Source organism: Microbacterium sp. Root322, from assembly GCF_001425645.1.
Taxonomy (GTDB): Bacteria; Actinomycetota; Actinomycetes; order Actinomycetales; family Microbacteriaceae; genus Microbacterium; species Microbacterium maritypicum.
Genome location: NZ_LMCS01000002.1, coordinates 1,262,593 through 1,285,675, shown reverse-complemented (window position 1 = coordinate 1,285,675; position 23,083 = coordinate 1,262,593). Strand labels below are relative to the sequence as shown.

22 protein-coding genes are annotated in these 23,083 nt (G+C 68.9%); 10 read left to right on the top strand and 12 right to left on the bottom strand.

The annotated features are described in order from the left end of the window. Positions 1 to 105: 105 nt before the first annotated feature. Complete coding sequence (locus ASC55_RS11120; protein WP_017829887.1) at positions 106 to 1,131, bottom strand: Lrp/AsnC family transcriptional regulator; 1,026 nt, start codon at positions 1,129 to 1,131, stop codon at positions 106 to 108. 224 nt (positions 1,132 to 1,355) lie between these two features. Next, positions 1,356 to 3,890, bottom strand: coding sequence for a purple acid phosphatase family protein (locus tag ASC55_RS11115; protein ID WP_055875399.1), 2,535 nt, complete (start codon positions 3,888 to 3,890; stop codon positions 1,356 to 1,358). Between the two features lie 151 nt (positions 3,891 to 4,041). On the opposite strand from ASC55_RS11115, the gene ASC55_RS11110 reads away from it, so the two are divergent. Next, positions 4,042 to 5,469 (top strand): CCA tRNA nucleotidyltransferase, encoded by a 1,428-nt coding sequence (locus ASC55_RS11110; RefSeq protein WP_055871468.1) that lies wholly within the window; start codon positions 4,042 to 4,044, stop codon positions 5,467 to 5,469. A 6-nt stretch (positions 5,470 to 5,475) separates the two neighbouring features. Here the strand turns inward: ASC55_RS11110 and ASC55_RS11105 are convergent, their stop codons facing one another. After that, the gene (locus tag ASC55_RS11105; protein WP_055871466.1) at positions 5,476 to 6,045 is read right to left on the bottom strand and encodes a dihydrofolate reductase family protein; all 570 of its coding nucleotides are present in this window, start codon (positions 6,043 to 6,045) and stop codon (positions 5,476 to 5,478) included. A 70-nt stretch (positions 6,046 to 6,115) separates the two neighbouring features. Here ASC55_RS11105 and ASC55_RS11100 point away from each other — a divergent pair, with 70 nt between their 5' ends. From ASC55_RS11100 to ASC55_RS11085, 4 genes are all read left to right on the top strand, one after another. Continuing rightward, on the top strand, positions 6,116 to 6,682 hold the full coding sequence (locus ASC55_RS11100) for a TetR/AcrR family transcriptional regulator (protein WP_055875396.1): 567 nt from the start codon (positions 6,116 to 6,118) through the stop codon (positions 6,680 to 6,682). A 77-nt stretch (positions 6,683 to 6,759) separates the two neighbouring features. Then, positions 6,760 to 8,088 (top strand): GAF domain-containing protein, encoded by a 1,329-nt coding sequence (locus ASC55_RS11095; protein ID WP_055875394.1) that lies wholly within the window; start codon positions 6,760 to 6,762, stop codon positions 8,086 to 8,088. Positions 8,089 to 8,198: 110 nt separating this feature from the next. Then, the gene (gene exaC / locus ASC55_RS11090) at positions 8,199 to 9,749 is read left to right on the top strand and encodes an acetaldehyde dehydrogenase ExaC (protein WP_055875391.1); all 1,551 of its coding nucleotides are present in this window, start codon (positions 8,199 to 8,201) and stop codon (positions 9,747 to 9,749) included. A gap of 65 nt (positions 9,750 to 9,814) precedes the next feature. After that, positions 9,815 to 10,216: a DUF779 domain-containing protein gene (locus ASC55_RS11085; protein ID WP_055875388.1), complete on the top strand. Its 402-nt coding sequence runs from the start codon at positions 9,815 to 9,817 to the stop codon at positions 10,214 to 10,216. A gap of 12 nt (positions 10,217 to 10,228) precedes the next feature. Here ASC55_RS11085 and ASC55_RS11080 read toward each other — a convergent pair whose 3' ends face one another. Genes ASC55_RS11080 through ASC55_RS11055 form a run of 6 tightly spaced genes read right to left on the bottom strand, consistent with a single transcriptional unit; the run spans position 10,229 to position 15,867 of the window. Further along, positions 10,229 to 10,984, bottom strand: coding sequence for an ABC transporter ATP-binding protein (locus ASC55_RS11080; RefSeq protein WP_055875383.1), 756 nt, complete (start codon positions 10,982 to 10,984; stop codon positions 10,229 to 10,231). Beyond that, positions 10,981 to 11,778, bottom strand: coding sequence for an ABC transporter ATP-binding protein (locus ASC55_RS11075; protein WP_055875380.1), 798 nt, complete (start codon positions 11,776 to 11,778; stop codon positions 10,981 to 10,983). Before ASC55_RS11075 ends, ASC55_RS11080 begins: the two co-directional genes overlap by 4 nt. Then, the gene (locus ASC55_RS11070) at positions 11,775 to 12,635 is read right to left on the bottom strand and encodes an ABC transporter permease (protein ID WP_055875377.1); all 861 of its coding nucleotides are present in this window, start codon (positions 12,633 to 12,635) and stop codon (positions 11,775 to 11,777) included. Before ASC55_RS11070 ends, ASC55_RS11075 begins: the two co-directional genes overlap by 4 nt. Continuing rightward, on the bottom strand, positions 12,632 to 13,594 hold the full coding sequence (locus tag ASC55_RS11065; RefSeq protein ID WP_017829876.1) for an ABC transporter permease: 963 nt from the start codon (positions 13,592 to 13,594) through the stop codon (positions 12,632 to 12,634). Before ASC55_RS11065 ends, ASC55_RS11070 begins: the two co-directional genes overlap by 4 nt. Before the next feature lie 52 nt (positions 13,595 to 13,646). Further along, entirely contained in the window at positions 13,647 to 15,143 is a 1,497-nt protein-coding gene (locus ASC55_RS11060; protein WP_055875374.1) for an ABC transporter substrate-binding protein, read from the bottom strand. Between the two features lie 28 nt (positions 15,144 to 15,171). After that, the gene (locus ASC55_RS11055; protein ID WP_055875371.1) at positions 15,172 to 15,867 is read right to left on the bottom strand and encodes a DUF1684 domain-containing protein; all 696 of its coding nucleotides are present in this window, start codon (positions 15,865 to 15,867) and stop codon (positions 15,172 to 15,174) included. Between the two features lie 119 nt (positions 15,868 to 15,986). Between ASC55_RS11055 and ASC55_RS11050 the strand changes: the two genes are divergently transcribed. Together ASC55_RS11050 and ASC55_RS11045 are read left to right on the top strand one after the other, a co-directional pair. Further along, positions 15,987 to 16,271 (top strand): type II toxin-antitoxin system TacA family antitoxin, encoded by a 285-nt coding sequence (locus ASC55_RS11050; protein ID WP_017829871.1) that lies wholly within the window; start codon positions 15,987 to 15,989, stop codon positions 16,269 to 16,271. Continuing rightward, positions 16,264 to 16,767: a GNAT family N-acetyltransferase gene (locus ASC55_RS11045; RefSeq protein ID WP_055875368.1), complete on the top strand. Its 504-nt coding sequence runs from the start codon at positions 16,264 to 16,266 to the stop codon at positions 16,765 to 16,767. The genes ASC55_RS11050 and ASC55_RS11045 overlap by 8 nt, the downstream gene beginning before the upstream one ends. Positions 16,768 to 16,806: 39 nt before the next feature. On the opposite strand, the gene ASC55_RS11040 is transcribed toward ASC55_RS11045, so the two are convergent. Next, entirely contained in the window at positions 16,807 to 17,718 is a 912-nt protein-coding gene (locus ASC55_RS11040; RefSeq protein ID WP_055875365.1) for a LysR family transcriptional regulator, read from the bottom strand. Positions 17,719 to 17,824: 106 nt separating this feature from the next. On the opposite strand from ASC55_RS11040, the gene ASC55_RS11035 reads away from it, so the two are divergent. Further along, entirely contained in the window at positions 17,825 to 19,186 is a 1,362-nt protein-coding gene (locus ASC55_RS11035; protein ID WP_055875363.1) for an MFS transporter, read from the top strand. A gap of 19 nt (positions 19,187 to 19,205) precedes the next feature. Beyond that, positions 19,206 to 19,952: a 3-hydroxybutyrate dehydrogenase gene (locus ASC55_RS11030; protein WP_055876128.1), complete on the top strand. Its 747-nt coding sequence runs from the start codon at positions 19,206 to 19,208 to the stop codon at positions 19,950 to 19,952. Between the two features lie 244 nt (positions 19,953 to 20,196). Here ASC55_RS11030 and ASC55_RS11025 read toward each other — a convergent pair whose 3' ends face one another. Continuing rightward, the gene (locus ASC55_RS11025) at positions 20,197 to 21,297 is read right to left on the bottom strand and encodes a hypothetical protein (protein WP_055875360.1); all 1,101 of its coding nucleotides are present in this window, start codon (positions 21,295 to 21,297) and stop codon (positions 20,197 to 20,199) included. Beyond that, positions 21,294 to 22,262: a hypothetical protein gene (locus tag ASC55_RS11020; protein ID WP_055875357.1), complete on the bottom strand. Its 969-nt coding sequence runs from the start codon at positions 22,260 to 22,262 to the stop codon at positions 21,294 to 21,296. Before ASC55_RS11020 ends, ASC55_RS11025 begins: the two co-directional genes overlap by 4 nt. Positions 22,263 to 22,342: 80 nt before the next feature. Here ASC55_RS11020 and ASC55_RS11015 point away from each other — a divergent pair, with 80 nt between their 5' ends. Continuing rightward, a complete protein-coding gene (locus tag ASC55_RS11015) occupies positions 22,343 to 23,014 on the top strand; it encodes a Pr6Pr family membrane protein (RefSeq protein WP_055875354.1) in 672 nt (223 codons plus the stop codon). Positions 23,015 to 23,083: the final 69 nt, after the last annotated feature.

Below are 23,083 nucleotides of genomic sequence, written 5' to 3'. Positions count from 1 at the left end.
TCCAGGGGTGATGGCCCTGGAGAGGATACTTGCTCTATTTCGCCACTAGGTCAAGCTGCTAAGAACGATCTCGCCATTTCGTTACATGCCAGTAACAGAATCAGACTACAAACGGATGGCTCCGGTGGGCATGTCATTCGCCAGCGCCTCCGGGGCCTCGTCCACGATCAGCGATCCGCGCAGCACCGGTGTGATGACCACCAGCGACTCCACGACCTCCAGGCCCTCGTGGCCTGCCACGGCCGGCCCGGTGAGGAATTCGTAGAACTCGTCGGCGTCCTTCACGAGCACGTTGGCGAGCAGCTGCGAGGTGCCGGTGGTCGCGGCGATGAACTTCACCTCGGGCGCCGCCGCCAGAGCGGTACCCACCTTCTCGAGGCGCGCCATCGGCACGCGGAGCCAGACGAGCGCCTCCAGTCCCAGGCCGAACAGGCTCGGTACGACCTCGGTGCGCGGATGCATCAGGCCACGGCGATTCAGGGACTCCATCCGCCGCCGGGTGGTCGTGACGTTCAGGCCGAGCGAACGTGCCAGCTGGGCGACCGGCATGCGCCCGTCCTTCAGCAGCAGCCGGATGAGTGCCTCTTCGTCTTCGCTCAGCGAATCGGCCGGGTCGACCTCGGAGCCGGACGACTCGTCGAGCAGGCGCGCCTGTTCGTCGGTGAGCACTCCCGCGCGCCAGTCATGCCCCGAGCGGAAGAACTTCAGCACCGTCGTGACGTTGATCGAGTCGATGCCCTCGAGCTCGGGGAAATCGGTGAAGAGCAGCTCTCGGATCGAGGCGTCGTCGTGGGGGAGCAGCATCCCGGCGATGTCGCTGCTGCCTTCGAGCACCGATACCGACGAGGCATCGGCTCGCCGCGCCAGGGTGCGCGCCACGTGCCACAGGGCGTGCGGCTCGGTGGTGATGCGGAAGAGCACGGCCCTGGCATGGAGAACGCGCGAAGGATCGACGTACGTGGAGACACGCACCAGACCTCGGTCGAGCAGCCGCTGGCCGCGACGGGCGACGGTACGCTCCGGCAGATCGACCACGCGGGCGATCTCCCCCCAGGACGCACGGCCGTTCACCTGCAGGGCCGCGGCGACGATCCGATCGGTCTCGTCGGCCATCACATCGTTCGCGGGCACTTGCTCTCCTTCACCGGGGACGGACTCGGTGGAAGGTTATCCCAGTACGGGGCCGACTCCCGGTGCGCGACTTCGCAGAGGGCGGCCGACACGCCGCCCTTGGTGCCGAAACGACGGCGTGTCATCGACGGCATCCGTCACGGTGCGCCGCGTCGGCCGGAGCGCGGCGAAGGGCGCCGTCGAGACCGAAGCCTCGACGGCGCCCTCGTGGACGGATGCCTCTGCTACTCGGCGTCCGCCTCCGCGTGCTGGCGACGGCGGCGCATCGCGAACAGGCCGAGACCCGCCGCGAGCAGGACCACCGCGGCGATCACGTACGGCGCGCTGTCGGCGCCGGTCGTGGCGAGGTCGCCGCCGGTCGACCCTCCGGTGTTCGTGCCCGGGGTTGTGTTGCCACCACCGGCTGCCGCGGTGACGGTGAGCGAGGTGGTGATCTCGGTGCCGTCGGCGCGGATCACAGCGAGCGTGTGCGCGCCGGCCGGGGTGTTCGCGGGGATCGTCAGCGTGCGCTGGAACGAGCCGTCCGTGCCGGCGGTCGCCGTGCCCAGCTGCACCGGGTCGGACCGCAGCTCGAACCGCAGCTGAGCGCCCTCCGCGAAGCCGCTTCCGGACACCGTGACGGTGCCACCGGCCTTCACGGATGCCGCGCCGAGCTCGACCTTCGCCGGGACCTCGGGCTCCGGAGGCGTGACGCCGTCTTCGGTGACCCACTTCTCACCGGCATCCGACTTGGTCACGGTGAACGTGTCGTAGACGGCGCCGAGGGGAAGGTCGGTCGTGGCGCCCGGCTGCTTCTCGGCGAGGTACGAGCGGTAGACCAGCTGGTTCTTCGACACGTCGATCACCTGATAGGTCGTGACGCCCTGGCCGCGCAGCACCTGGGTGGCGCCGTTGTTGGTCCAGACGTTCTTCTCGGGCGTCTCCAGGTCGTAGTGCTTCGCACCCGAGTTCGACACGACGTAGACCGGGCCGGTGGTGAGTCCCGGGGTCTCGGTCGCATCGGTGTTCACGTAGCCGCGGGCGTACGTGTGGTCGTGGCCCATGAGCACCAGGTCGATGTCGTTGCGCTGGAAGACCGGCAGCCACTCGGCGCGCAGCACCGGCTCGTCACGACCCTCGGATGCCGAGAACACCGGCTGGTGGAACGTGACGACATTCCACTTCGACGGGCTGTTCTGCAGCAGCAGGTCGAGCCAGGCGCCCTGGAAGCGGGTCCAGAGCACGCCGATCTGCGAGGAGGGGCACTCCGCGCCGGTGCAGGAGGGGAGGCCGGCGGGGGTGAGGAAGGTGGTGTCGCGGGTCGCGTTCAGCGTGATGAACCGCACGCCCTGGTAGTCGGTGTAGTACGCGGTCTCCGCGGCGAACGAGCTCCAGTGGTCGAAGAACGCGCGGTACTGCTGTGCGACCGCGGAGTCGCCCTTCGCGAGCTCGGCCAGCTCGCCCACCGAGCTCGTCGACGGGTTGTTGTGCGGGTACTCGAACGCGGCCTTCCATGCCGTCAGCAGCTTGTCGCCCGAGTACTCGTGGTTGCCGGGGGCGGCCATCACGTTGGTGCGGACGGCCGAGTCCTTCATGCCCTTGAACCAGTTGACCCATTCGTTCTCGTTGCTCGACGTGTTGATCAGGTCGCCTGCGTGCACCGAGCCGATGGAGCGAGGTGCCTTGGCCTCGGCCTGCTTCACGACGCTCGGCCACGTGGTGTCGAGGCCGATCTGCGCGTCGCCGTAGTAGATGAACTGGAAGTCCGTGGCCGCAGGATCGGCGGTGCGGAAGGTGAACCAGTCGCTCCAGCTGCCGGGGAGGCCGACACGGTAGCGGTACTCGGTCGCGGCGGTGAGTCCGGTCACGGTGGCCGAGAAGTGCTTGTTCGGGTTGCCGTTCACCACACCCGCGTCATAGGCGTCGATCGTGCGGGAATCGCCGCCGGCGGACGGAGCGATCTCGACCTGTCCGACCGTGTGCGAGGCGTCGCCGGCGAGCCAGGAGAACGACTGCGAGACGGCGGGCTGCTCGGTCGGTGTGAGGATCACCCGGGTAGGCGGCGCGACGACGGGGGTGCCGGGAGCGGATGCTTCGACGAGGGTCAGCGACGACATGTCGAAGAAGATGTCGGAACTGGTCTCACGGTCCTGGAACAGCGACACGGCGATGGTGTTCGTGCCGTCGTGCAGCAGGTCGCCTTCCGCGCTGAACGTGCTCGTGAGCGGGCTGCCGTTGCCGTCGCCGGCATACTCGACGTTCACCGTATCGGTGATGCGTCCGTCGACGTAGCGGGCGACCTCGGTGCCGTTGATCCAGACGATGATCGCGTCGTCGTAGGTGATGGTGCTCTGCAGAGCCGCGACCTGCTCGGCGACGCCGGCTTCCAGCTCGAACGTCGTGCGGAAGAAGTAGGTGGGAACAGTGGGGGCGGCCGCACCGTCGAGGTAGTGGTTCAGCAGCGTCTTCGGCGTCTGCGAGCCCACAGGCGCGAGCTTTCCGCCCTTGGCGCCGAACGAGCCCGCTGCCGACTTCCACGCACTGTCGTCGTAGGCGGGCAGGGTCCAATCGCGCAGAGCCGCCGGAGCGGGAGCCGGGTCGGAGCCGTCGTCGAGGTAGTGCCAGGCCGTGTCGCCGGTGATCAGCGATCCCGTCGGCACCTCGGGGTCGGGAGCGGCGAGGGCCGCGGGGGCGACGACGGCGCCGCCGAGCAGGGCGAGCAGCGCGACGGAGGTCAGTCCGCGACGCCGCCACCGCACCGCAGGGGTGGGGGAGGTCATGTCAGTCCTTCAGGGTGGGGGTTTCCGTGCGCAGTAGCACGATGCCCCTCCACCCCATCGAAGACGGATGACCGGGGGTTGGCCTTCGGGGGACCGGGAGGTGAACGGGCGTCGCGGGATCGGGCGCACCCGCCCCGGTACGCTGGAACCCATGCTCAACATGGCTGACGGCCTCGCCCGTCTCGGTGCGCTCGCCGAGAATCCGGTCGTCCGCACCCTCGCGACGGCGTTCGAGGATGCCGGGTTCGATCTGGCCGTCGTCGGCGGCCCGGTGCGCGACGCGTTGCTGGGACGCACGACGCACGACCTCGATTTCACGACGAACGCCTCGCCCGACGAGATCCTGTCCATCGTCACGCCGATCTCGACCGCGCAGTGGGACATCGGCCGTGCGTTCGGCACGATCGGCGCACGCGTGCAGCGTGAGCAGGTCGAGATCACGACCTATCGAGCCGACAGCTATGACGGCGTGACCCGCAAACCCACCGTGGAGTTCGGCGACACGATCGACGGCGACCTCGTGCGCCGTGACTTCACCGTCAACTCCATGGCACTGCAGGTGCCGGCCGTGAAGCTCGTCGACCCGACCGGCGGCGTCGAAGACCTCATCGCGGGGGTGTTGCGCACGCCCGCCGATCCGCGCGTCTCGTTCGGCGACGATCCGCTTCGGATGCTGCGGGCGGCTCGCTTCAGCGCGCAGCTCGGCTTCCGTGTCGAGGACGCCACGGCCGAGGCGATCACCGAGTTGCGCGAGACGCTGAAGATCGTGAGCCCCGAGCGCATCCAGTCCGAACTCGTGCGCCTCATGCAGACCGACGACCCGGTGCGCGGCATCCGCGTGCTGGTCGACACCGGACTGATCGACGAGTTCCTCCCCGAGGTCACCGACCTGCGCCTCGAAGTCGATGAGCACCACCACCACAAGGACGTCTACGAGCACTCGCTCACGGTGCTCGCCCAGGCGATCCAGCTCGAGCACTCCCGGCACCCCGGCGCCGCCCCCGACGTGCCGCTGCGCATCGCTGCTCTGCTGCATGACATCGGCAAGCCGCGCACCCGCAAGCTCGAGGCCGGGGGAGTGGTCACCTTCCACCACCACGACGTGGTCGGCTCGCGCATGGCCCGCAAGCGACTGCAGGCGCTGCGCTTCGACACCGACACCACCGACGCCGTCGCGACGCTCATCGAGCTGCACCTGCGCTTCTTCGGATACGCCGAGGGGGCGTGGACGGATGCGGCCGTGCGCCGCTACGTGCGCGATGCCGGCGACCTGCTGGAGCGTCTGCACATCCTCACCCGCGCCGACGTGACCACCCGGAACAAGCGCAAGGCCGGTCGCCTGGCCAGCGCATATGACGACATCGAGGCGCGCATCGCCGCACTGCGCGAGCAGGAGGAGCTCGACTCCATCCGTCCGGAGATCGACGGCAACCGCATCCAGCAGGTGCTCGGCATCAGCCCGGGGCGCGAGGTCGGCGAGGCGTACAGGTTCCTGCTGGATCTGCGTCTGGACGAGGGCGTGCTCGGAACCGAGGTCGCCGAGCAGCGGCTCCGGGAGTGGTGGGCCGCACGCGGCTGACCCGGCTCACCCCTCGCGTCGGCGTTCGAGCTCGGTGAACACCACGCCGCTGTCGTAGGTGACGGTCTCGACCGCGTCGAACTGTTCGGGGCGATAGGGGCGCTCGCCGAACAGGGGGATGCCCGAGCCGAACAGCAGGGGCTGCCGCTTGAGGACGAGGCGGTCGATCTCGTCGGCGAGTGTGGCGGCCAGAGCACCGCCGCCGCAGAGCCAGATGGCGGCGCCTTCCTCGAGTTTCAGCCGGCGCACCACGGCGATCGGGTCTTCGGACGTGACCTCGAGGTTCTCTCCCTCTGCGGTGCGCGAGCGGCTGAAGACGATCTGGCGCAGGTGCGCGTAGGGGCTGGGCACACCGCCCACCTGATACGTGTTCCACCCCATCAGCACGGTGTCGAAGAGCGCGCGCTTCTGGGGGATGCCGAGCGCTGCGGCCGCGACGGTGGGGAGGGTGTCGGCGAACCGGGCGTTGATGCCCTCCATGTGGTCGCCCTCGATGAGGAATGCGTCGAACTCGCCGTTCGGGCCGGCGATGTAGCCGTCGAGGGTGACGGCGGCGTAGTACACGAGCTCTCGCATGATTCTCCAATCACTACATCTGTCGCAGTTACGGTACAACAGGCGTAGTGATTGCGCTAGTGTTCCGTGCATGGTGAAGAACGACTCCCGGCGACGGCTCATCGCGGATGCAGGACTCATGGTGCTCGCACGAGAGGGATCGCGAGGTCTCACGCACCGCGCGGTCGATACCGCCGCGCAGGTTCCGACGGGCACCACCTCGAACTACTTCCGCAGCAGGGACGCCCTGATCGAGGGTCTGGTCGAGCGGATCGGAGAGCGTCTCGCCCCCACCTCCGAAGACCTGGAGCGTCGTGCGACGGCTGAGCCCGGGCCCGCCCTGTTCGCCGACTACATCCGCGACATCGTGCGGCGACTGACCGAGGACCGCGACGTGACGCTCGCGCTGTTCGAGCTGCGACTCGAAGGCGGTCGGCGTCCCGAGGTCGCCGCCGTGCTCACTGCCTGGCAGCGCGCCGGCTTCGACGGTGACGTGGCGTTCAACACAGCGGCCGGGCTCCCGGGCGGACGCCGCGAGATCGCGCTGTTCCACTACGCGATCGACGGGTTGCTGCTCGACAGGCTCACGACGCCGATCGATCCGGACACCTCCACCGACGAGGTGATCGACGACCTGGTCGCCGGGCTCCTCCGCTGACACGGTGAGGTGTTCCCTCCGGGGCAGTGCTCCTCGTACACTGAGGCAACGCACGCTCTCGACGATCGGAGACCGCTGTGTCTGCGCCGTGGCAGGTATCCCGCGAGTCCCTTCCCCCGACATCGCGACTTCTCATCGAGCGTGCGCACGAGGAACTGCTCGCCGGAAACCTCGACGATCGGCGTCTGCAAGAGGTGCGACCCCTCGTCCGTGAGTCGTGGGAGAGGTCCTGGCGCGGGCGGGTCGGCCCTGAGGGCGCTCCGCCGCTCGACCTGGTCAGCGACGAGCTCGACGCCTACCGTCTCGCACATCCGCTCGCCTCGGTGATGGACATGATCCGTGCGCTGCTGCTGCCGGGTGAGGCAGAGGACACGGGAGTGATCATCGCGGTCGGCGACCAGGCCGGTCGCCTGCTGTGGATCGAGGGCGACAGCCAGCTGCGCTCGCTCACCGACGGCATGGGTTTCGTGGCCGGGGCCAACTGGTCGGAGGACGCCGTCGGCACGAGCGCGCCGGGAACGGCCCTCGCGCTCGGGCAGTCGGTGCAGATCCGCGGCGCGGAGCACTACAACCGGCTCGTGCATCCGTGGTCGTGCACCGCGGCCCCCGTGCGCGACCCGGAGACGCAGCGCGTGCTCGGCGTGATCGACATCACGGGTGGCCCCGAGGTCGTCTCGCTGCAGGCGCGACTGCTGGTCGATGCGACGGCCCGCGCTGTCGAGTCGGAGCTGATGGTCGCCCGGCTTCGTCAGCGGAGCGAGGGATCCCGACCCCGATCCGCCGCGACGAAGGGACGCACTCCGGCGACCGCCAGGGCGACGCTCCATGTGCTGGGCCGCGACAGGGCGCGGCTGGAGACCGAGTCCGCGCACGACGAGTCGATGATCGAGCTCAGTGCGCGCCACGCTGCGATCCTGCTCATGCTCGCCGTACATCGCCAGGGCCTCTCGGCCGAGCGCCTGTGCGAGCTCGTCTACGGGCCCGGTATCTCGCCCGACACGCTCCGCCCGGAGATGGTGCGCCTGCGCAAGGTGCTCGAGCGCACCGCCCCCGACCTCGTGCCGGAGTCGCGTCCGTATCGCCTTCCCGTCGCCCTCGACACCGACGCACACGACGTGCTGTCCCTGCTCGATCGCGGCGCGCACCGGGTGGCGCTCACGGCCTATCGGGGTCCGGTGCTGCCCGAGTCGACGTCGCCCGGTGTCGAGGAGTTCCGCGAGTCGGTGAGGGCAGCGCTGCGTGAGGCGATGCTGTCCGAGGCGAGTCTCGACGTGCTGCTCTCCTACGCCGAGATCCCCGAGGGTCAGGGCGACGCCGAAACCCTCCGACTGGCGCTGGAGATGCTCCCCGCCCGGTCGCCGAAGCGCGCGGGACTGGTCGCCCGTATCGAGCGTCTCGAGGCCTGACCGAGCCTTGCAACTCGGCGCAACGTTGCGCACCGGGGTGCAACCTCGTGCGACCTACCTTCGAAGGACAGCCGCTGCACCGATGCGCGGCCCCGTCGAAGGAGACTCCCATGAGCATCGTCGAAGAAGACGTGTCCCTCGCCTACGCGGCCCCGGGCCAGCCGGGCGCCCTCGCGAACTACCGGCCGCGCTACGGCCACTACATCGGCGGCGAGTTCGTCGAACCCGTCAAGGGCCAGTACTTCGAGAACGTCAGCCCCGTCAACGGCAAGGCGTTCACCGAGGTCGGCCGCGGCACCAGCGAAGACATCGATCGGGCCGTCGAGGTCGCGTGGCAGGCGTTCGCGGGCTGGGGCAAGACGAGCCCGGCCGAGCGCTCGGTGATCCTCAACAGGATCGCGGACCGGATCGAGCAGCACCTCGAGGAGATCGCCGTCGCCGAGACATGGGAGAACGGCAAGCCGGTTCGCGAGACGCTGGCCGCCGACATCCCCCTCGCCGTCGACCACTTCCGCTACTTCGCCGGCGTGCTGCGGGCGCAGGAGGGCGGCATCAGCCAGCTCGACGAGAACACGGTCGCGTACCACTTCCACGAACCGCTCGGTGTGGTCGGGCAGATCATCCCCTGGAACTTCCCGATCCTGATGGCGGTCTGGAAGCTGGCGCCCGCGCTCGCCGCAGGCAACTGCGTCGTCATCAAGCCGGCCGAGCAGACCCCGGCATCCCTCCTGTTCCTGTTCGACATCATCGGCGACCTGCTGCCGGCGGGTGTCGTCAACATCGTGAACGGGTTCGGGATCGAGGCGGGCGCCCCGCTCGCGCAGCACAAGCGCATCCGCAAGGTCGCCTTCACGGGTGAGACCACGACCGGTCGTCTGATCATGCAGTACGCGTCGCAGAACCTGATCCCGGTCACGCTGGAGCTCGGAGGCAAGAGCCCGAACGTGTTCTTCGAAGACGTCGCCCGCTCGACCAGCGATCCGTTCTACGACAAGGCGCTCGAGGGCTTCACGATGTTCGCGCTGAATCAGGGCGAGGTGTGCACCTGCCCCTCGCGGGCGCTCATCCAGCGCTCGATCTACGACGGGTTCCTCGCGGACGGACTCGAGCGCGTGGGGAAGGTCGTGCAGGGCAACCCGCTCGACCCCGCGACGATGATCGGCGCGCAGGCATCGAACGACCAGCTGGAGAAGATCCTCAGCTACATCGACATCGGCAAGCAAGGCGGCGCGCGCCTGCTGACCGGTGGCGAGCGGGTCGACCTCGGCGGGGATCTGAGCGGGGGCTTCTACGTCGCCCCGACCGTGTTCGAGGGCACGAACGACATGCGCATCTTCCAGGAGGAGATCTTCGGGCCCGTGCTCTCGGTCACCTCGTTCGACGGATTCGACGACGCGATCTCGATCGCCAACGACACGCTCTACGGTCTCGGCGCCGGCGTCTGGAGCCGCAGCGGTGACACCGCCTACCGGGCGGGCCGGGCGATCGAGGCCGGACGCGTGTGGACCAACACGTATCACCAGTACCCGGCGCATGCCGCGTTCGGCGGGTACAAGCAGTCGGGCGTCGGACGCGAGAACCACAAGATGATGCTCGACCACTACCAGCAGACGAAGAACCTCCTCGTCTCGTATGCAGAGGGCCCGATGGGCTTCTTCTGAGTTCGATCCCCGGGCGGGCGCTGCTCCCTCAGCGTCCGCCCGGCTCCCCCCGGAAGGCGGCAGCCATGGTCAGCATCGGCACCTACCAGCGCGTGGACGTGACGGAGGCTGCGGCCTCACTCATACGCGAGCTGACCGCACAGCACGGGCCGCTCATGTTCCACCAGTCCGGCGGCTGCTGCGACGGCTCATCGCCCATGTGCTATCCGATCGGGATGTTCATCACGGGGCCGGGTGACGTGCTGCTCGGGGCGCTCGACGTGGGCCTGGCGCAGTCGGTCGAGGTCTTCATGTCGCAGTCTCAGTTCGAGTACTGGAAGTACACGCACCTCACGATCGACGTCGTGCCGGGGCGCGGTGCGGGATTCAGCGTCGAGGGGCCGACGGGCATGCGGTTCCTCATCCGCTCCCGGATGCTGAACGACGCGGAGCTTGAGTACTTCGGGCTGGCGTCGCCCTCGGCGTGACTCGAGCGGTACTCAGCGCGGCAGCCGCGGAACAGCGTCGACGAGCGCCCGCGTGTAGGGGTCCTGCGGGGCGTGCAGCACGGCCGATGTCGCGCCCTGCTCGACGACGCGGCCGTTCTTCAGTACGAGCGTGCGGTCGCAGGCCGAGGCGATCGCGGTCAGGTCGTGCGACACCATCACGAGCGCCAGGCCGTTCTCGCGGCGCAGCCGGTCGAGCAGCTCGAGCACCTGCACGCGCGTCGTCACGTCGAGTGCGCTGACCGGCTCGTCGGCCAGCAGCACCCGGGGGCGCGAGACCACGGCGCGCGCGATCGCGATGCGCTGGCGCTGCCCACCGGAGAACTCGTGCGGGTACCGGCGCGCGGTGTCGGCGGGGAGCCCGACGGAGTCGAGCGCCTCGGCGATGCGGCGTTGCGCATCGGTGCCGGATGCCAGACCCAGCGACCGGAGCGGTTCGCCGACGATCCGGTCGATGCGTTGGCGAGGGTCGAGAGACGAGTACGGATCCTGGAACACCGGCTGCACGCTCGCGCGGAACCGACGCATCTGTGCGCGGTCGCGCAGAGCGAGCGGGGCGCCCTCGAACAGCACCTGTCCGTCGCGCGGGGCGGCGAGCCCGAGCATCAGCCGCAGGATCGTGGACTTGCCCGCCCCCGATTCACCGACGAGGCCCAACGAGTCGCCCTCATCGATGCGCAGCGACACGTCGTCGAGAACGCGGCGCGATCCATAGGCGAAACCGGCCCCGCGCAGTTCGAGCAGCGTCATCGTCCGACCTCCCCGGCGTCGAGGAACGCATCGAGCGCACGGGCACTGTCGACCAGCATCCGCGTGTACGGCTCGGCCGGCTCCTGCAGCACCTGCGCCACCGACCCCGCCTCGACGACGAGCCCGTCGCGCAGCACCACGATGCGATCGACCATGCGCGAGACCACGGCCAGGTCATGGCTGATGAACAGCAGCGCCATGCCGCGTTCGTCGACCAGGCGTTCCAGCAGTGCGAGCACGCCGTCCTGCACGGTCACGTCGAGCGCGGTCGTCGGCTCGTCGGCGATGAGCAGCTGCGGGCGGGCCGCGAGGGCGATGGCGATCGCCACGCGCTGACGCTGACCACCCGAGAGCTCATGCGGGTACGCCCGCGCGATGCGGGTGTCGGACAGGGAGACCTCGTCGAGGGCCGTGGCGACGGCGCTCTTCAGCTCCACCCCGCGCAGCCCGAGGTGGCGTCGCAGCGGCTCAGCGACCTGACGCCCCACCCGCATCAGCGGATCGAGCGCGGTGAGCGGCTCCTGGAACACGATCTGCGCGACGGGTCCGCGCAGTGGGCGCAGATCGGCATCCCGCGCTCCGATCACCTGGTGGTCGTCGAGCAGCACCGAGCCCGAGGCGCTGAGCGCATCAGGCAGCAGGCCCGTGACCGCGAGCGAGGTCAGCGACTTGCCCGAGCCGGACTCGCCGATCAGGCCCAGGCGCTCACCGGGCGCGAGGGAGAACGAGACATCGCGCACGAGCGCGCCCGCGCCGGAGCGGACCGTGAGGCCGGAGACGTCGAGGATGCTCATCGGCTCCTCCTGCGGGTCGGGTCGGCGAGGTCGCGCAGACCGTCGGCGAGGAAGTTCACACCGAGCACCAGCGCGATGATCGCGACGCCGGGAGCGATGGCGCCCACAGGGGCTGTGAGGACCGTGCCTTGCGCCTCCTGCAGCATCCGTCCCCACGACGCGTTGGGCGGCGGTGCTCCCAACCCGAGGTACGACAGGCTCGCTTCGGCCAGCACGGCGGCGCCGAACTGCAGCGCCAGGCTCACGGCGAGGGTGGGCGCGATGTTCGGCAGCACGTGCTGGAACACGACGCCGAGCACGCCGGTGCCGCTGGTGCGCGCCGCGGTGATGAACTGCTCCTGCAGGACACGCCGCGCGAGGATGCGGGTGAGACGGGCGACGACGGCTGACATCGCCAGGCCGATCGCGAGCACAGCCGACCACAGCGACGCGCCCTGCACGGCGACGACCAGCATCGCCAACAGCAACACGGGAAACGCGATCACCACGTCGAGTCCTGCCGAGAGCGTGTCGTCGACCCACGGCCGGGCGAACGCCGCCAGGAGTCCGACGATCGTGCCGAGGACAGCGGCGATCGCGACCGCGCAGGTACCGACCACGAGCGCGATCCGCGCGCCCCACATCAGCTGTGAGAGCAGGTCGCGTCCGAGCCGATCGGTGCCGAGCAGGTGCAGGGCGCTCGGCCCCTCGAGACGGCCCCCGCTGGTGTCGGCGAGCGGGTAGGGCAGCCAGAACAGGGAGACCAGGGCCATCAGCACGATGAGACCCGTGAGCACGATTCCGATCAGCAGGGTCGCCTTCGGGCGTCGGCGCACGGGCGCGGATCCGGTGACCAGCTGTTCGGCGACGCGGCTCATCGGTTCCCCGAGACACTCGTGCGCAGGCGCGGATCGATCAGCCGCTGCGCGATGTCGGCGGCGAATCCGACCAGCAGCACGAAGAGCGTGCTGACGACGAGGACGCCCTGGATGACCTGGAAGTCATGCTGCTCGATGGCGGACAGCAGGAGGCTGCCGAGACCGGGAAGCGTGAAGACGCTCTCGACGACCACTGCGCCGAGGAGGGTGGTCGACAGTTCGATGCCGAGGACCGCGACGACGGGGACGGCGCCGTTGCGCACGCCGTGGCGCAGCAGAGCCTCACCCATGCCGGAACCGCCGGCGCGGGCGGTGCGCAGATAGTCGCTGCCCAGCACGTCGAGCGTCGCCGAGCGGACGTAGCGACTGAGGGAGGCGCTCATGACGATCACGATCGTGATCACCGGCAGCGCGAGCGAGCGCAGTGCGTCCGCCGGATCCTCCCAGTCCTTCCGGGGGAAGCCGCCGGAGGGCAGCACGCCCCACCCGAGCGCGAACACCCAGACCAGCACCACACCCACCCAGAACACGGGCACGGCGACACCGAGCTGCGCGAAGCCCGAGAGCGCGATGCCGTACCAGCGGTCGGCCTTCACGGCGGCGGTGATGCCGATCACGAGCGAGACGAGCAGCGCGATGGTGAAGGCGATGAGGGTGAGCGGGAGCGTCACGGCGAGGCGATCGGCGATGTCGGGTCCGACGGGACGGGAGCTCAGGAACGACTCACCGAGATCGAGACGGAGCAGCTGCGTCGCCCACGTCGTGAACTGCTGCAGCAGGGGCTGGTCGGAGCCGACCTGGGCGCGCGCGGCGGCGATCTGCTCCGGGGTGGCGTTCACGGAGAGCAGCGCGTTGGCCGGGTCGCCGGGGAGGAGGCGCAGCAGCACGAAGATCGCGACCATCGCGACGACGAGCGATACCGCGAGGAACGCGAGGCGGCGCAGGAGGTAGGCGAGCATGGCTTCTCAGGATGACGTGGGGGATGCCGACGCGCGGCATCCCCCACGCACGTCAGGACTTGACGATGTCGTAGGCGAAGAACTGCGAGTTCAGGCCGTTGACCGGGTATCCGCTGAGGTCACTGGAGGCGACCACGATCTGCGGGTACAGGTACAACCATACGCTCGCGGCATCCGCGGCGATCTTCTCGTTGACCTGCTTCAGCAGGGCCGTCTGCTCGTCGGTCGTGGCGGCCTGCTCGGCCTGGGCGACCCACTGCTGCACGTCGGCGTCGTTGTAGCCCCAGTAGAAGTCGGGGTTGCCGTACCAGACCACGTCGCGGTCGTTCACGTGCTCCTGCAGAGTGGCCTCGAAGTCCTGCTCCTTGAACACCTTCGTGTACCACTCGTCGGCGCTGATCGTGTTGATCTCGACCGTGATGCCGACCTCGGCGAGCTGCGACTGCAGGAACTCCGCCACGGCGGGGTGCGGGTCGTAGCTCGGGGTGTCGAGCGTGAACGTGAAGCCGTCGGCGTAGCCGGCCTGCGCGAGCAGGTCCTTCGAGAGCTCGACGTCGTACGGGTTCACGGAGGTGAGGTCCTCGTACCAGGGGTCGGTCGGCGGCACCATCGACCCGATCAGCGTGCCGTAGTCGCCCCAGATCGACTCGAGGAGCTTCTTCGTGTCGATCGCGGAGTAGACCGCCTTGCGCACGAGCGTGTTGTCGAAGGGGGCGACGCGGTCGTTGAAGGCGAGCAGCTCCTTCGTGGTCGAGGTGCCCTCGCTCACGACGTAGTCGTCGGAGTCGAACTGCGTCAGCGAGTCCGGGTTCTGCACGCCGGTGATGACGTCGATCTCACCCGTGAGGAGGGCGTTGTTCTCCGCCGTCGCGTCGGTGAAGTACGTGTAGACGACCTCGCCGTTCTTGGCGGGCTCGCCCCAGTAGTCGTCCCAGCGCTGCAGGGTGAGCGTCGAGCCCTTCTTCCACTCGTCGAGCGTGTAGGGGCCGGTGCCGTCTTCCGTGCTGGTGATGTCGCCGGCCTCGTCGTTCACGATCCACACGTAGCTGAGGTTGTACAGGAACGAGATCGACCGCTGCGACAGCGTGAACACGACCGTCTTGTCGTCGGGGGTGGCGATGTCGGCGATCGTCTTGAAGCTCGACTTGCGGGCCGAGACCGAGTCCTCGGCGGTGACAGCTTCGACGCTCGACTTCACGTCGGCGGAGGTGAGCGGGTCGCCCGAGTGGAAGGTCACGCCGTCGCGCAGAGTGATCGTGTAAGTGAGGCCGTCGTCGGACACCTGGGCGTCTTCGGCGAGGAGAGGTTCGACCTCGCCGTCATCCGTGAGCCGGTAGAGGCCTTCGTAGACGTTGCCGGTCAGAGCCTCGGTCACGCCCTGCCCGCCGCCCTGGGTGTTGCTCAGGTTGGTCGGCTCGTACAGCGAGCCGATGAAGATCGTGGCGTCTTCGCTCGCGGTGGCGTCGTCGCTCGTACCGGACGCGCAGCCGGCCACGAGGGCGAGCGTGGCGACGGCACCGAGCGCGCCGAGGATGCGGGTTCTTCTCATGAGTGCTCCAGGGTGAGGGTGTGCGGCGTCACGCCGCGTAGATGTCGAAGCCGTCGTGGAACACGACGTTCTTCTCGCCTGCTCGGATAGGCAGGGGGAAGCGGTTGGAGGCCGGCGGCAGCGGGCAGTTGTACTGGGCGCTGAAACCGCACGGCGGCACGAACGCACGGTTGAAGTCGAGGACCACGGAGCCCTCGTCGTCGCGCAGCTGTACGAACAGGAAGCGACCGGATCCGTAGGTCTCCGATCCGTTGGTCTCATCGCCGAAGACGAGCAGCAGCGTGCCGCCGTCGTCGAAGGCGGCGAGGGTGTACTCCTGGCCGTCGAGCTCGAGGCGGATGTCGCCGGGGACGACCAGATCGCGCGCGCCGCCGTTGTCGCGGATGTGCTCGAAGGACACGCGACGGTCGCCGGAGACCGGGGTGAAGTGTCCTTCGAGAACCCACGCAGGGTCGTAGTCGTAGGTGTCGATGCGGTCGAAGGCGCGGATGGCGGGCGCCTCGGCGTCCCAGGCACGCAGGCCGTGTTCGGCCTGACCGGTCTCGATGTTCGTGCGCTCGATCGGGGTCACGGTCACCGTGGGCGACGCGCCGCGTTGCACGGCATCCAGGTCAGGGCGCTCGCCGGTCCAGCGGGTCTCGATCAGGGCGAGGTTGCCGGTCGCCGACGTGACGGCGGCGCGGCGCTCGGCCTGCCAATGGGTGTGATCTTCGCGTTCAGACATCACTTTCAATTCTCTTGCATGGAGAACGCGGTCGGGTCGCGCACGTCACTCGGAGTAACGCATGGCGGCGCATCGCCTCAGCCCTTTCGGCGTACGGGTATCTGCCGTACACTCCGAGGATGAGCACTTCGACTTCTCCGCTGAAGAGCGCCCGCCTGGAGTTCCGCGTCACCGCGGACCAGAAGGAGGTGATCGAGGAGGCAGCCGCGATCGAGGGTCGCACTGTGACGGACTTCTCGGCGTCTGTGCTGGTGGAGAGGGCGCAGGAGGTCATCGAGCGCGAGCGTCGGTTGCGCGTCGATGCCGTCCGGTTCGACGCCTTCATCGAGGTCATGGAGCGTCCGCCCCGCACCGTCGAGGGTCTGCGAGAGCTGATGAGACGCGATTCGGTCTTCGTTGACTGAGTTCCTGACCCCGCGACCTCTCGCGTCCGGCGACAAGCTCTCGGACTTCCGCTGCGGGGAGGAGAGCCTCGATACCTGGTTGCGGGGACGAGCCCGCTCGAATGAGAAGAGCGGCGCTTCGCGCACGATGGTCTCGGTAACGCGGGAGGGGAGGGTCGCGGGGTACTACTGCCTGGCTTCCAGTGCCATCGACCGCGGCGACGGGCCGCCGCAGCTGGCGGGCGGCATGCCCGTGTCTGTTCCCATCGTGCTGCTCGGGCGTCTGGCTGTGGACCGGGAGTACGCCGGTCGGGGTCTCGGGTTCTCCCTCCTGCAGCACGCGACGATGCGAGCGCTCGAAGCCGCAGACGCCATCGGCGTCCGTGCCATCCTGGTGCACGCGATCAACGACGAGATCGTCCCGTTCTACGAGCGATTCGGCTTCACCGCCTTGCCCGAGGCGCGTCGTGCCCTCTTCCTTCTCGTGCAGGATGCACGCGCGACCCTCGCGCGGTGATCCGGCTGCCCCGCTCCTCGGAGTAACGCATGGCGGCGCTCAGCCGCTCGCGCCGTCGAGCATCGCCTTCGACGCACGCGTCTGCGCGCGCAGGGCTGCGGCGAGAGCAGAGACGGCCGGCAGGCGCAACGACTCGGGCCGTGCGACCAGGTAGTACGGCAGCTTCTCGGCGAAGATCGTGGGCAGCAGGCGCACGAGATCGGGATGGCGGTCGGCCGCGAAGCAGGGGAGGAGCCCGATGCCGGCGCCTGCTCTGGTCGCCTCCACGTGCACGAAGACATTGGTGGAGGTGAGTCCGTCCTGCATGCGCGGGACGAGACGGCGGGGGAGATCGAGGGCGTCGACCTGCAGCATCGAGTCGACGAAGTAGACCAGCTGGTGCTGCTCCAACTCGGCGGCAGTGTTCGGCGTTCCGACCCGGGCGAGGTAGTCGCGCGACGCGTACATGCCCAGCGTGTAGGTGCCGAGCTTCACCGCATGGGCGCGACGCGTCTGCGGAGCCCCCACCACCACTTCGAGATCGAGGCCGGCGCGGTGCTCGGCGGCGCGTCGGGTCGCCGCGACGATCTCGACCGTGAGCCTCGGATGCGCGATGCGCAGAGCGGCGACGGCGGGGGCTGCGATGTAGGCGCTGAAGCCGTCGGTCGCCGACATGCGGACGACTCCCGAGACCGGATCGGGTGTCTCGGCGCCGCCGTCGAGCTGAGACAGCGCCGCTTCGATACGGCCCCCCGTCTCCGCAGCGGATCGGCCGAGGTCGGTCAGCTCCCATCCCGTCGCCGACTGTGCGACCACGCGACCGCCGAGCGCGTCTTCGAGGGCGGCGATGCGCCGGGCGACCGTCGTGTGGTCGAGGCCCAGATGGGTGGCGGCGCTCGTGTAGCGCCCGGTGCGCGCGACCGCGAGGAGCACGAGCAGGTCGTCGGCGCGAGGGCGCTTGGCGGCATCCATTCTGCAATTATGCACATGCGATGTGCAGCACTGGGCGTTGTTGCAAAGCGGCGGGTGCCTGACACTGGGACGCGGGTGTCACCGGCGACATCCGAAGGAGACAGACATGACATCCTCAGTGAGCGCGGCCCCCACGGCCCCCTCCGTCCCGACCTCGAAGCTCAAGCGGGTCGTCGCGGCCTCCATGGCCGGCACGGTCGTGGAGTGGTACGAGTTCTTCCTCTACGCCACCGCGGCCAGCCTGGTGTTCGGCACCTACTTCTTCCCGGCGACCGGTTCGCCCCTCGACGGCATCATCGCGGCCTTCGTCACCTACGCGATCGGCTTCATCGCCCGGCCCCTCGGCGGCATCGTCTTCGGCCAGATCGGCGACAAGTTCGGCCGCAAGCCCACCCTCCAGGCGACGATCATCATCGTCGGCGCGGCGACCTTCCTGATGGGGTGCCTCCCCGGCTTCCAGAGCATCGGCTACTGGGCACCCGCGCTGCTGGTGGCGCTCCGCTTCCTCCAGGGCTTCGCCGTGGGAGGGGAGTGGGGCGGTGCGGTGCTGCTGGTCGCCGAGCAGAGCCCCGACCGCTCGCGGTCCTTCTGGTCGAGCTGGCCTCAGGCCGCTGTTCCGGTGGGCAACCTCCTCGCCACCCTCGTGCTGCTCGTGAGCTCGTGGGTGATGAGCTCGGCCGCCTTCCTCGAATGGGGATGGCGCATCGCCTTCTGGCTGTCGGCCGTGATCGTGCTGGTCGGGTTCTACATCCGCCGCCACGTCGAGGAGGCGCCGATCTTCCTCGAGGCCAAGGCGCAGGTCGAGGCCGAGAAGGCCACGTCGTACGGCGTCGTCGAGGTGCTGCGCCGGTACCCGAAGGGCATCCTGCAGGCCATGGGCATCCGCTTCGCCGAGAACATCGTCTACTACATCGTGGTCAGCTTCACGATCGTGTACCTGAAGACCGTGCACGAGTACGACACCAGCCAGCTGCTGCTCGCTCTGCTCATCGCGCACGTCGTGCACTTCGCGATCATCCCGCAGCTGGGGCGACTCGCGGATCGGTGGGGGCGCAAGCCCGTGTACCTCACCGGAGCCATCCTCAGTGCGACGTGGGCGTTCTTCGCGTTCCCGATGTTCGACACCCTCAACCCGGTGCTGATCGTGCTGGCCGTCACCATCGGTCTCTGCTTCCACGCGTTCATGTACGCCCCGCAGCCGGCAGTGATGGCAGAGCTCTTCCCCACCCGGATGCGCTACTCGGGGGTCTCGCTCGGCTCCCAGGTCACGGCCATCCTCGCCGGGTCGCTCGCGCCGATCCTCGCGATCCAGTGGCTGCGTGATTTCGGCTCCTGGCTGCCGATCGCGATCTACATCGTCATCGCCTGCGTCGTGACGGCCGTCGCCGTGGTCTCGCTGCGCGAGACGAAGGGCATCTCGCTGCAGGCGATCGATGACGCCGATGCCGCCCGCACGGCCGCGGCCTGACACACAGAAGGAGCACGACATGACCGATCTGCGAGGACGCACGGCGCTCGTCACGGGCGGTGCGAGCGGGATCGGTGCCGCGTGTGCCCGGGAGTTCGCTTCGGCGGGCGCCCGGGTCACGGTCGCCGATGTCGATCGTGAGGCCGCGGAGGCTCTTGCCACGGAGATCGGCGGGCAGGCGTGGTGCGTAGACCTGTCCGACCCCGGTGCGCTCGCCGATGCCCGCATCGACGTCGACATCCTCGTCAACAACGCCGGAGTGCAGCACGTGAGTCCGATCGAGGACTTCGCACCGGAGCGGTTCTCGTTCATCCTTCGCCTCATGCTCGAAGCGCCGTTCCTGCTCATCCGCGCCGCACTCCCGGGAATGTACGAGAGGGGCTTCGGGCGGGTGATCAACGTCTCGAGCGTGCACGGCCTGCGCGCCTCGGCCTACAAGTCGGCGTATGTCGCGGCGAAGCACGGTCTGGAGGGGCTGTCGAAGGTGACGGCGCTGGAGGGTGGACCGCGCGGGGTGACGAGCAACTGCATCGATCCCGGGTACGTGCGCACGCCGCTCGTCGAGAAGCAGATCGCCGATCAGGCCCGGGTGCACGGCATCCCCGAGGAGGAGGTCCTCGCGAACGTGATGCTGACCGAGTCGGCCATCAAGCGGCTCGTCGAGCCGAGCGAGGTCGCCTCCCTGGCGCTGTGGCTCGCGGGCGACACTGCGGGGATGGTGACCGGGGCGAGCTACACGATCGACGGCGGGTGGTCGGCGCGCTGACAGGTCGGGAGAAGCGCATTCGTGCGAATGGATGCAACGGGTTGCAACCTCGCCCGGTATACCATTTCGCCATACGCCCAGCAGTGTCAGTCCCCAGCTGACCGTGGGCGGGGCGGCTCAGCCGTCATGCGGAGGGAGAGTGGATCTCTTTTCGATCCCGAGGGGGGATGGGGTGGGAGCTCGGTCCCCAGCCGGCACCCACCCCCACACTCGGCCCTCCGCCACTCCGCTCGGTCGCATCGGCTCAGTTGAATCTGCTCACGATCCAGAACCCGGCGATCATGAGCGCGATGACGATGGGTATCCATGTGCCCCCGCGCTTGAGTCGCCGCCCCTGAGGGGCGACTCCGGGTGGCGGGGTGAGCAGGCCTGCAGGCGGCGCGAACGGCAGCGACGGACTCGACGTCGGGGCCGATGCCCCCGCCCCCGTCTCGGCGACGAGCCGCTCATCGCGCCATCGCGCCCACTGGTCGAACTTCGTCAGCAGAGCGCCGACGGTGCCGAACAGCCAGGCCCAGGTGTCGGGATCCAGGGTCGACACCTTCCGCTGCGTGTAGAGGAAGAGCCAGTCGTCGACGATCTCCACGTCGAGCTCGGCCGCGTTGTCGATGAAGCGCGCCATGATGTCGGGCGTGAAGAGATAGAGCGCGTCGCGTTCGTAGCCATCGGGGCAGTAGAGCGTGAAGTGCTGGTCGAAGTCGCCCTCGAGCGACAGCCGCTGGCTTCGCTGGAAAGATGCCGGCAGGTTCGAGCCGAACCCGTTGTTGCCCTTGGCGTCGAGGACGATGTTCGGCAGGGGTGCATCGAGCTTCACGGCCACGTAGCCCCAGCGGTAGGTCGTGGAGTTCTTTCCCGACTGCACCGTGTACTGGTAATTGCCGAATTCCACGAAGCGCGGCCTGGTGCCGCGGATCAGATCGGTGGACTGCCGCCCGCGCCCGAGGTGGAAGATCATGCCGGGCAGCGGCGGGTCGACGACCTTGGGCTCGTAGGTCATGCCGTTCGTCTGTGCGAACCGATGAAGTCGGTACCGCGTCGTCTGGGCATTGCGCACGCCCAGCCAGATCATGACGCCCGCGGCGGCCAGCAGAAGCGCGATCAGCACGAGGGGGATCGCTGCGGACGCGGGGGAGCCGCCGAAGGACGCCAGGCTCAGGACAACGCTGATGAGGACAGGCACCATCACCACGGCGACGATCGCGACCGCCACGATGCCGATGATCGTGGATGCCCCGACGCCACCCGTCGGCCGGGAACGGAGCTCTGCGGCGAAGGCGCGCACCGCGCTCGCGTCGACCGGATCGGTGAGGGGTCGGGCGTCGAAGGTCATCTGCGGGGACGTCACCTGTTCACCGCATCGGCGTCCCACGTGAGCTCGGCGCCCTCCGGAAGCGGGAGGGCCTCCAGGTGCTCGTCCGCGCACAGCGCGTCGATCAGTGCGGGCGAGCCGGCCACGATCGTGGAGTCGAAGTCGACCTCGCTCACCAGCACCCAGGCGCGATCCTCCGGCCAGAGGAGGCTCGGGCTCTGTGCTGACGGCGGGAATCCGCGCTCCTCGGCGGGGAGATCGCGCCAAGGCACGTGCAGTACCCACTCTGGAGCGGCGAACGCACGCGGAGCAGCGGAGAACAGCACGTGTCCCCGTCCTGGCAGCTCGAACCTCGGCCCCTCCGAGATCTCCTTCGAGAGGATGCCCTCCTGCCAGGTGGGCTTGCGGAACACGTTGTTGAACGGATCGCGCGCGCTGCGGTCGAGCATCGCCTGATGGTTCGGATCGTCCGAGAACGTCGGGAACGAGCGCGATGGGGTGATGCCGACAAAGCCCAGCAGACCGCCACGCCCCTCCCAGAGCGCGGCGAAACCGGCATCCGGCGTCTGTGTGTGCTCGACGAGGTGGGTGACGATGTTCGCCAGGTGGCCAGGTTCCAGCTCGCCCTCCATCGGCGCGGTGAACTCGCGACCGTCGGGGGCGATCCGCGTGCGCCAGTCGCCGTCGGACGGGGTGCGCACGAGCCGGTTCCACTGCGCGAGCGGGTGGAGGACGGTGCCGAACGCCGCCGCCGTCTGCGCCCACGACACCGGCTCGTCGACGAATCCGGCCATGAGCGCGTGCTGCGCGGACTCGGGCATCCGCACCCACTCGTCCGCCGTCGGAATCGGCCGGTCCGGCGATGAGCGGACGATGGCCGGATGGAAGATGCGCGCATACGCGGGAAAGCCGCGGGGCACCACCACATGCATGCTCTCGTTGCCGGCGTCGAGCCGCTCACGCAGCCATGCCCCCGCCGAGGGATCGGGCGTCCACTCCATGCGACCACGCTACCGGGCACTGCGCTGTTCGTGCGGTCGGCGGACACCGGGTGCGCACAGAGCCGCCCTAGGCTGACGTCGTGGAGACCGAGACCGAGACCGAGACCGAGACCGTCGCGCCGCAGGCCCGCCGCGCGTGGGGAATCGGCCGCATCGTGGTCGGCGCCTCGGTCATCGCGGTCCTCCTCTACGCCTACGCTCTGCGCATCGCCGTGGGGGACGCGAGCCCGTTCGACTACTTCGGGTACTTCACGAACCAGACCAGTCTCATCGCGGCGCTCGTCCTGATCGGCAGCGGTGCACTCGTGACGACCGGCCGATCGGTTCCCTCGTGGTTCGCGTTGCTGCGCGGCATCGTGACCGCCTACCTGCTCGTGGTCGGCGTGATCTACAACGTGCTCGTCCCCGGCACGGGTTCGGCGCCGCCCTGGGTGAGCGTGCTGCTGCACGTCGTCTTCCCCCTGCTCGTGGCGCTCGACTGGCTGCTCATCGGTGATCGCCCCCGGCTGCCGTGGTCCCGCCTCTGGATGCTCGTGCCCTACCCCCTGATCTGGCTGGGCGTGGTGCTGTGGCGCGGAGTCACCGACGGCTGGGTGCCCTACGGCTTCCTGCTCCCCGAACGCGGGCTCGGTTCGCTGATGTTCCACGTGCTCGGGCTGCTCGTCGCCGTGCTGCTCGCCGGCGTCCTGGTCTGGACGGCCAGCCGATTCCGCGGCGTGTCGTTGAGGGAGAACGCATCCCCCCTCGACTGAGCCGATTTTCCTTGGTGCTCCCGGGCGGGCACTACGGTGGGAACCGCGTCACGCGAGCCGACTGTCATG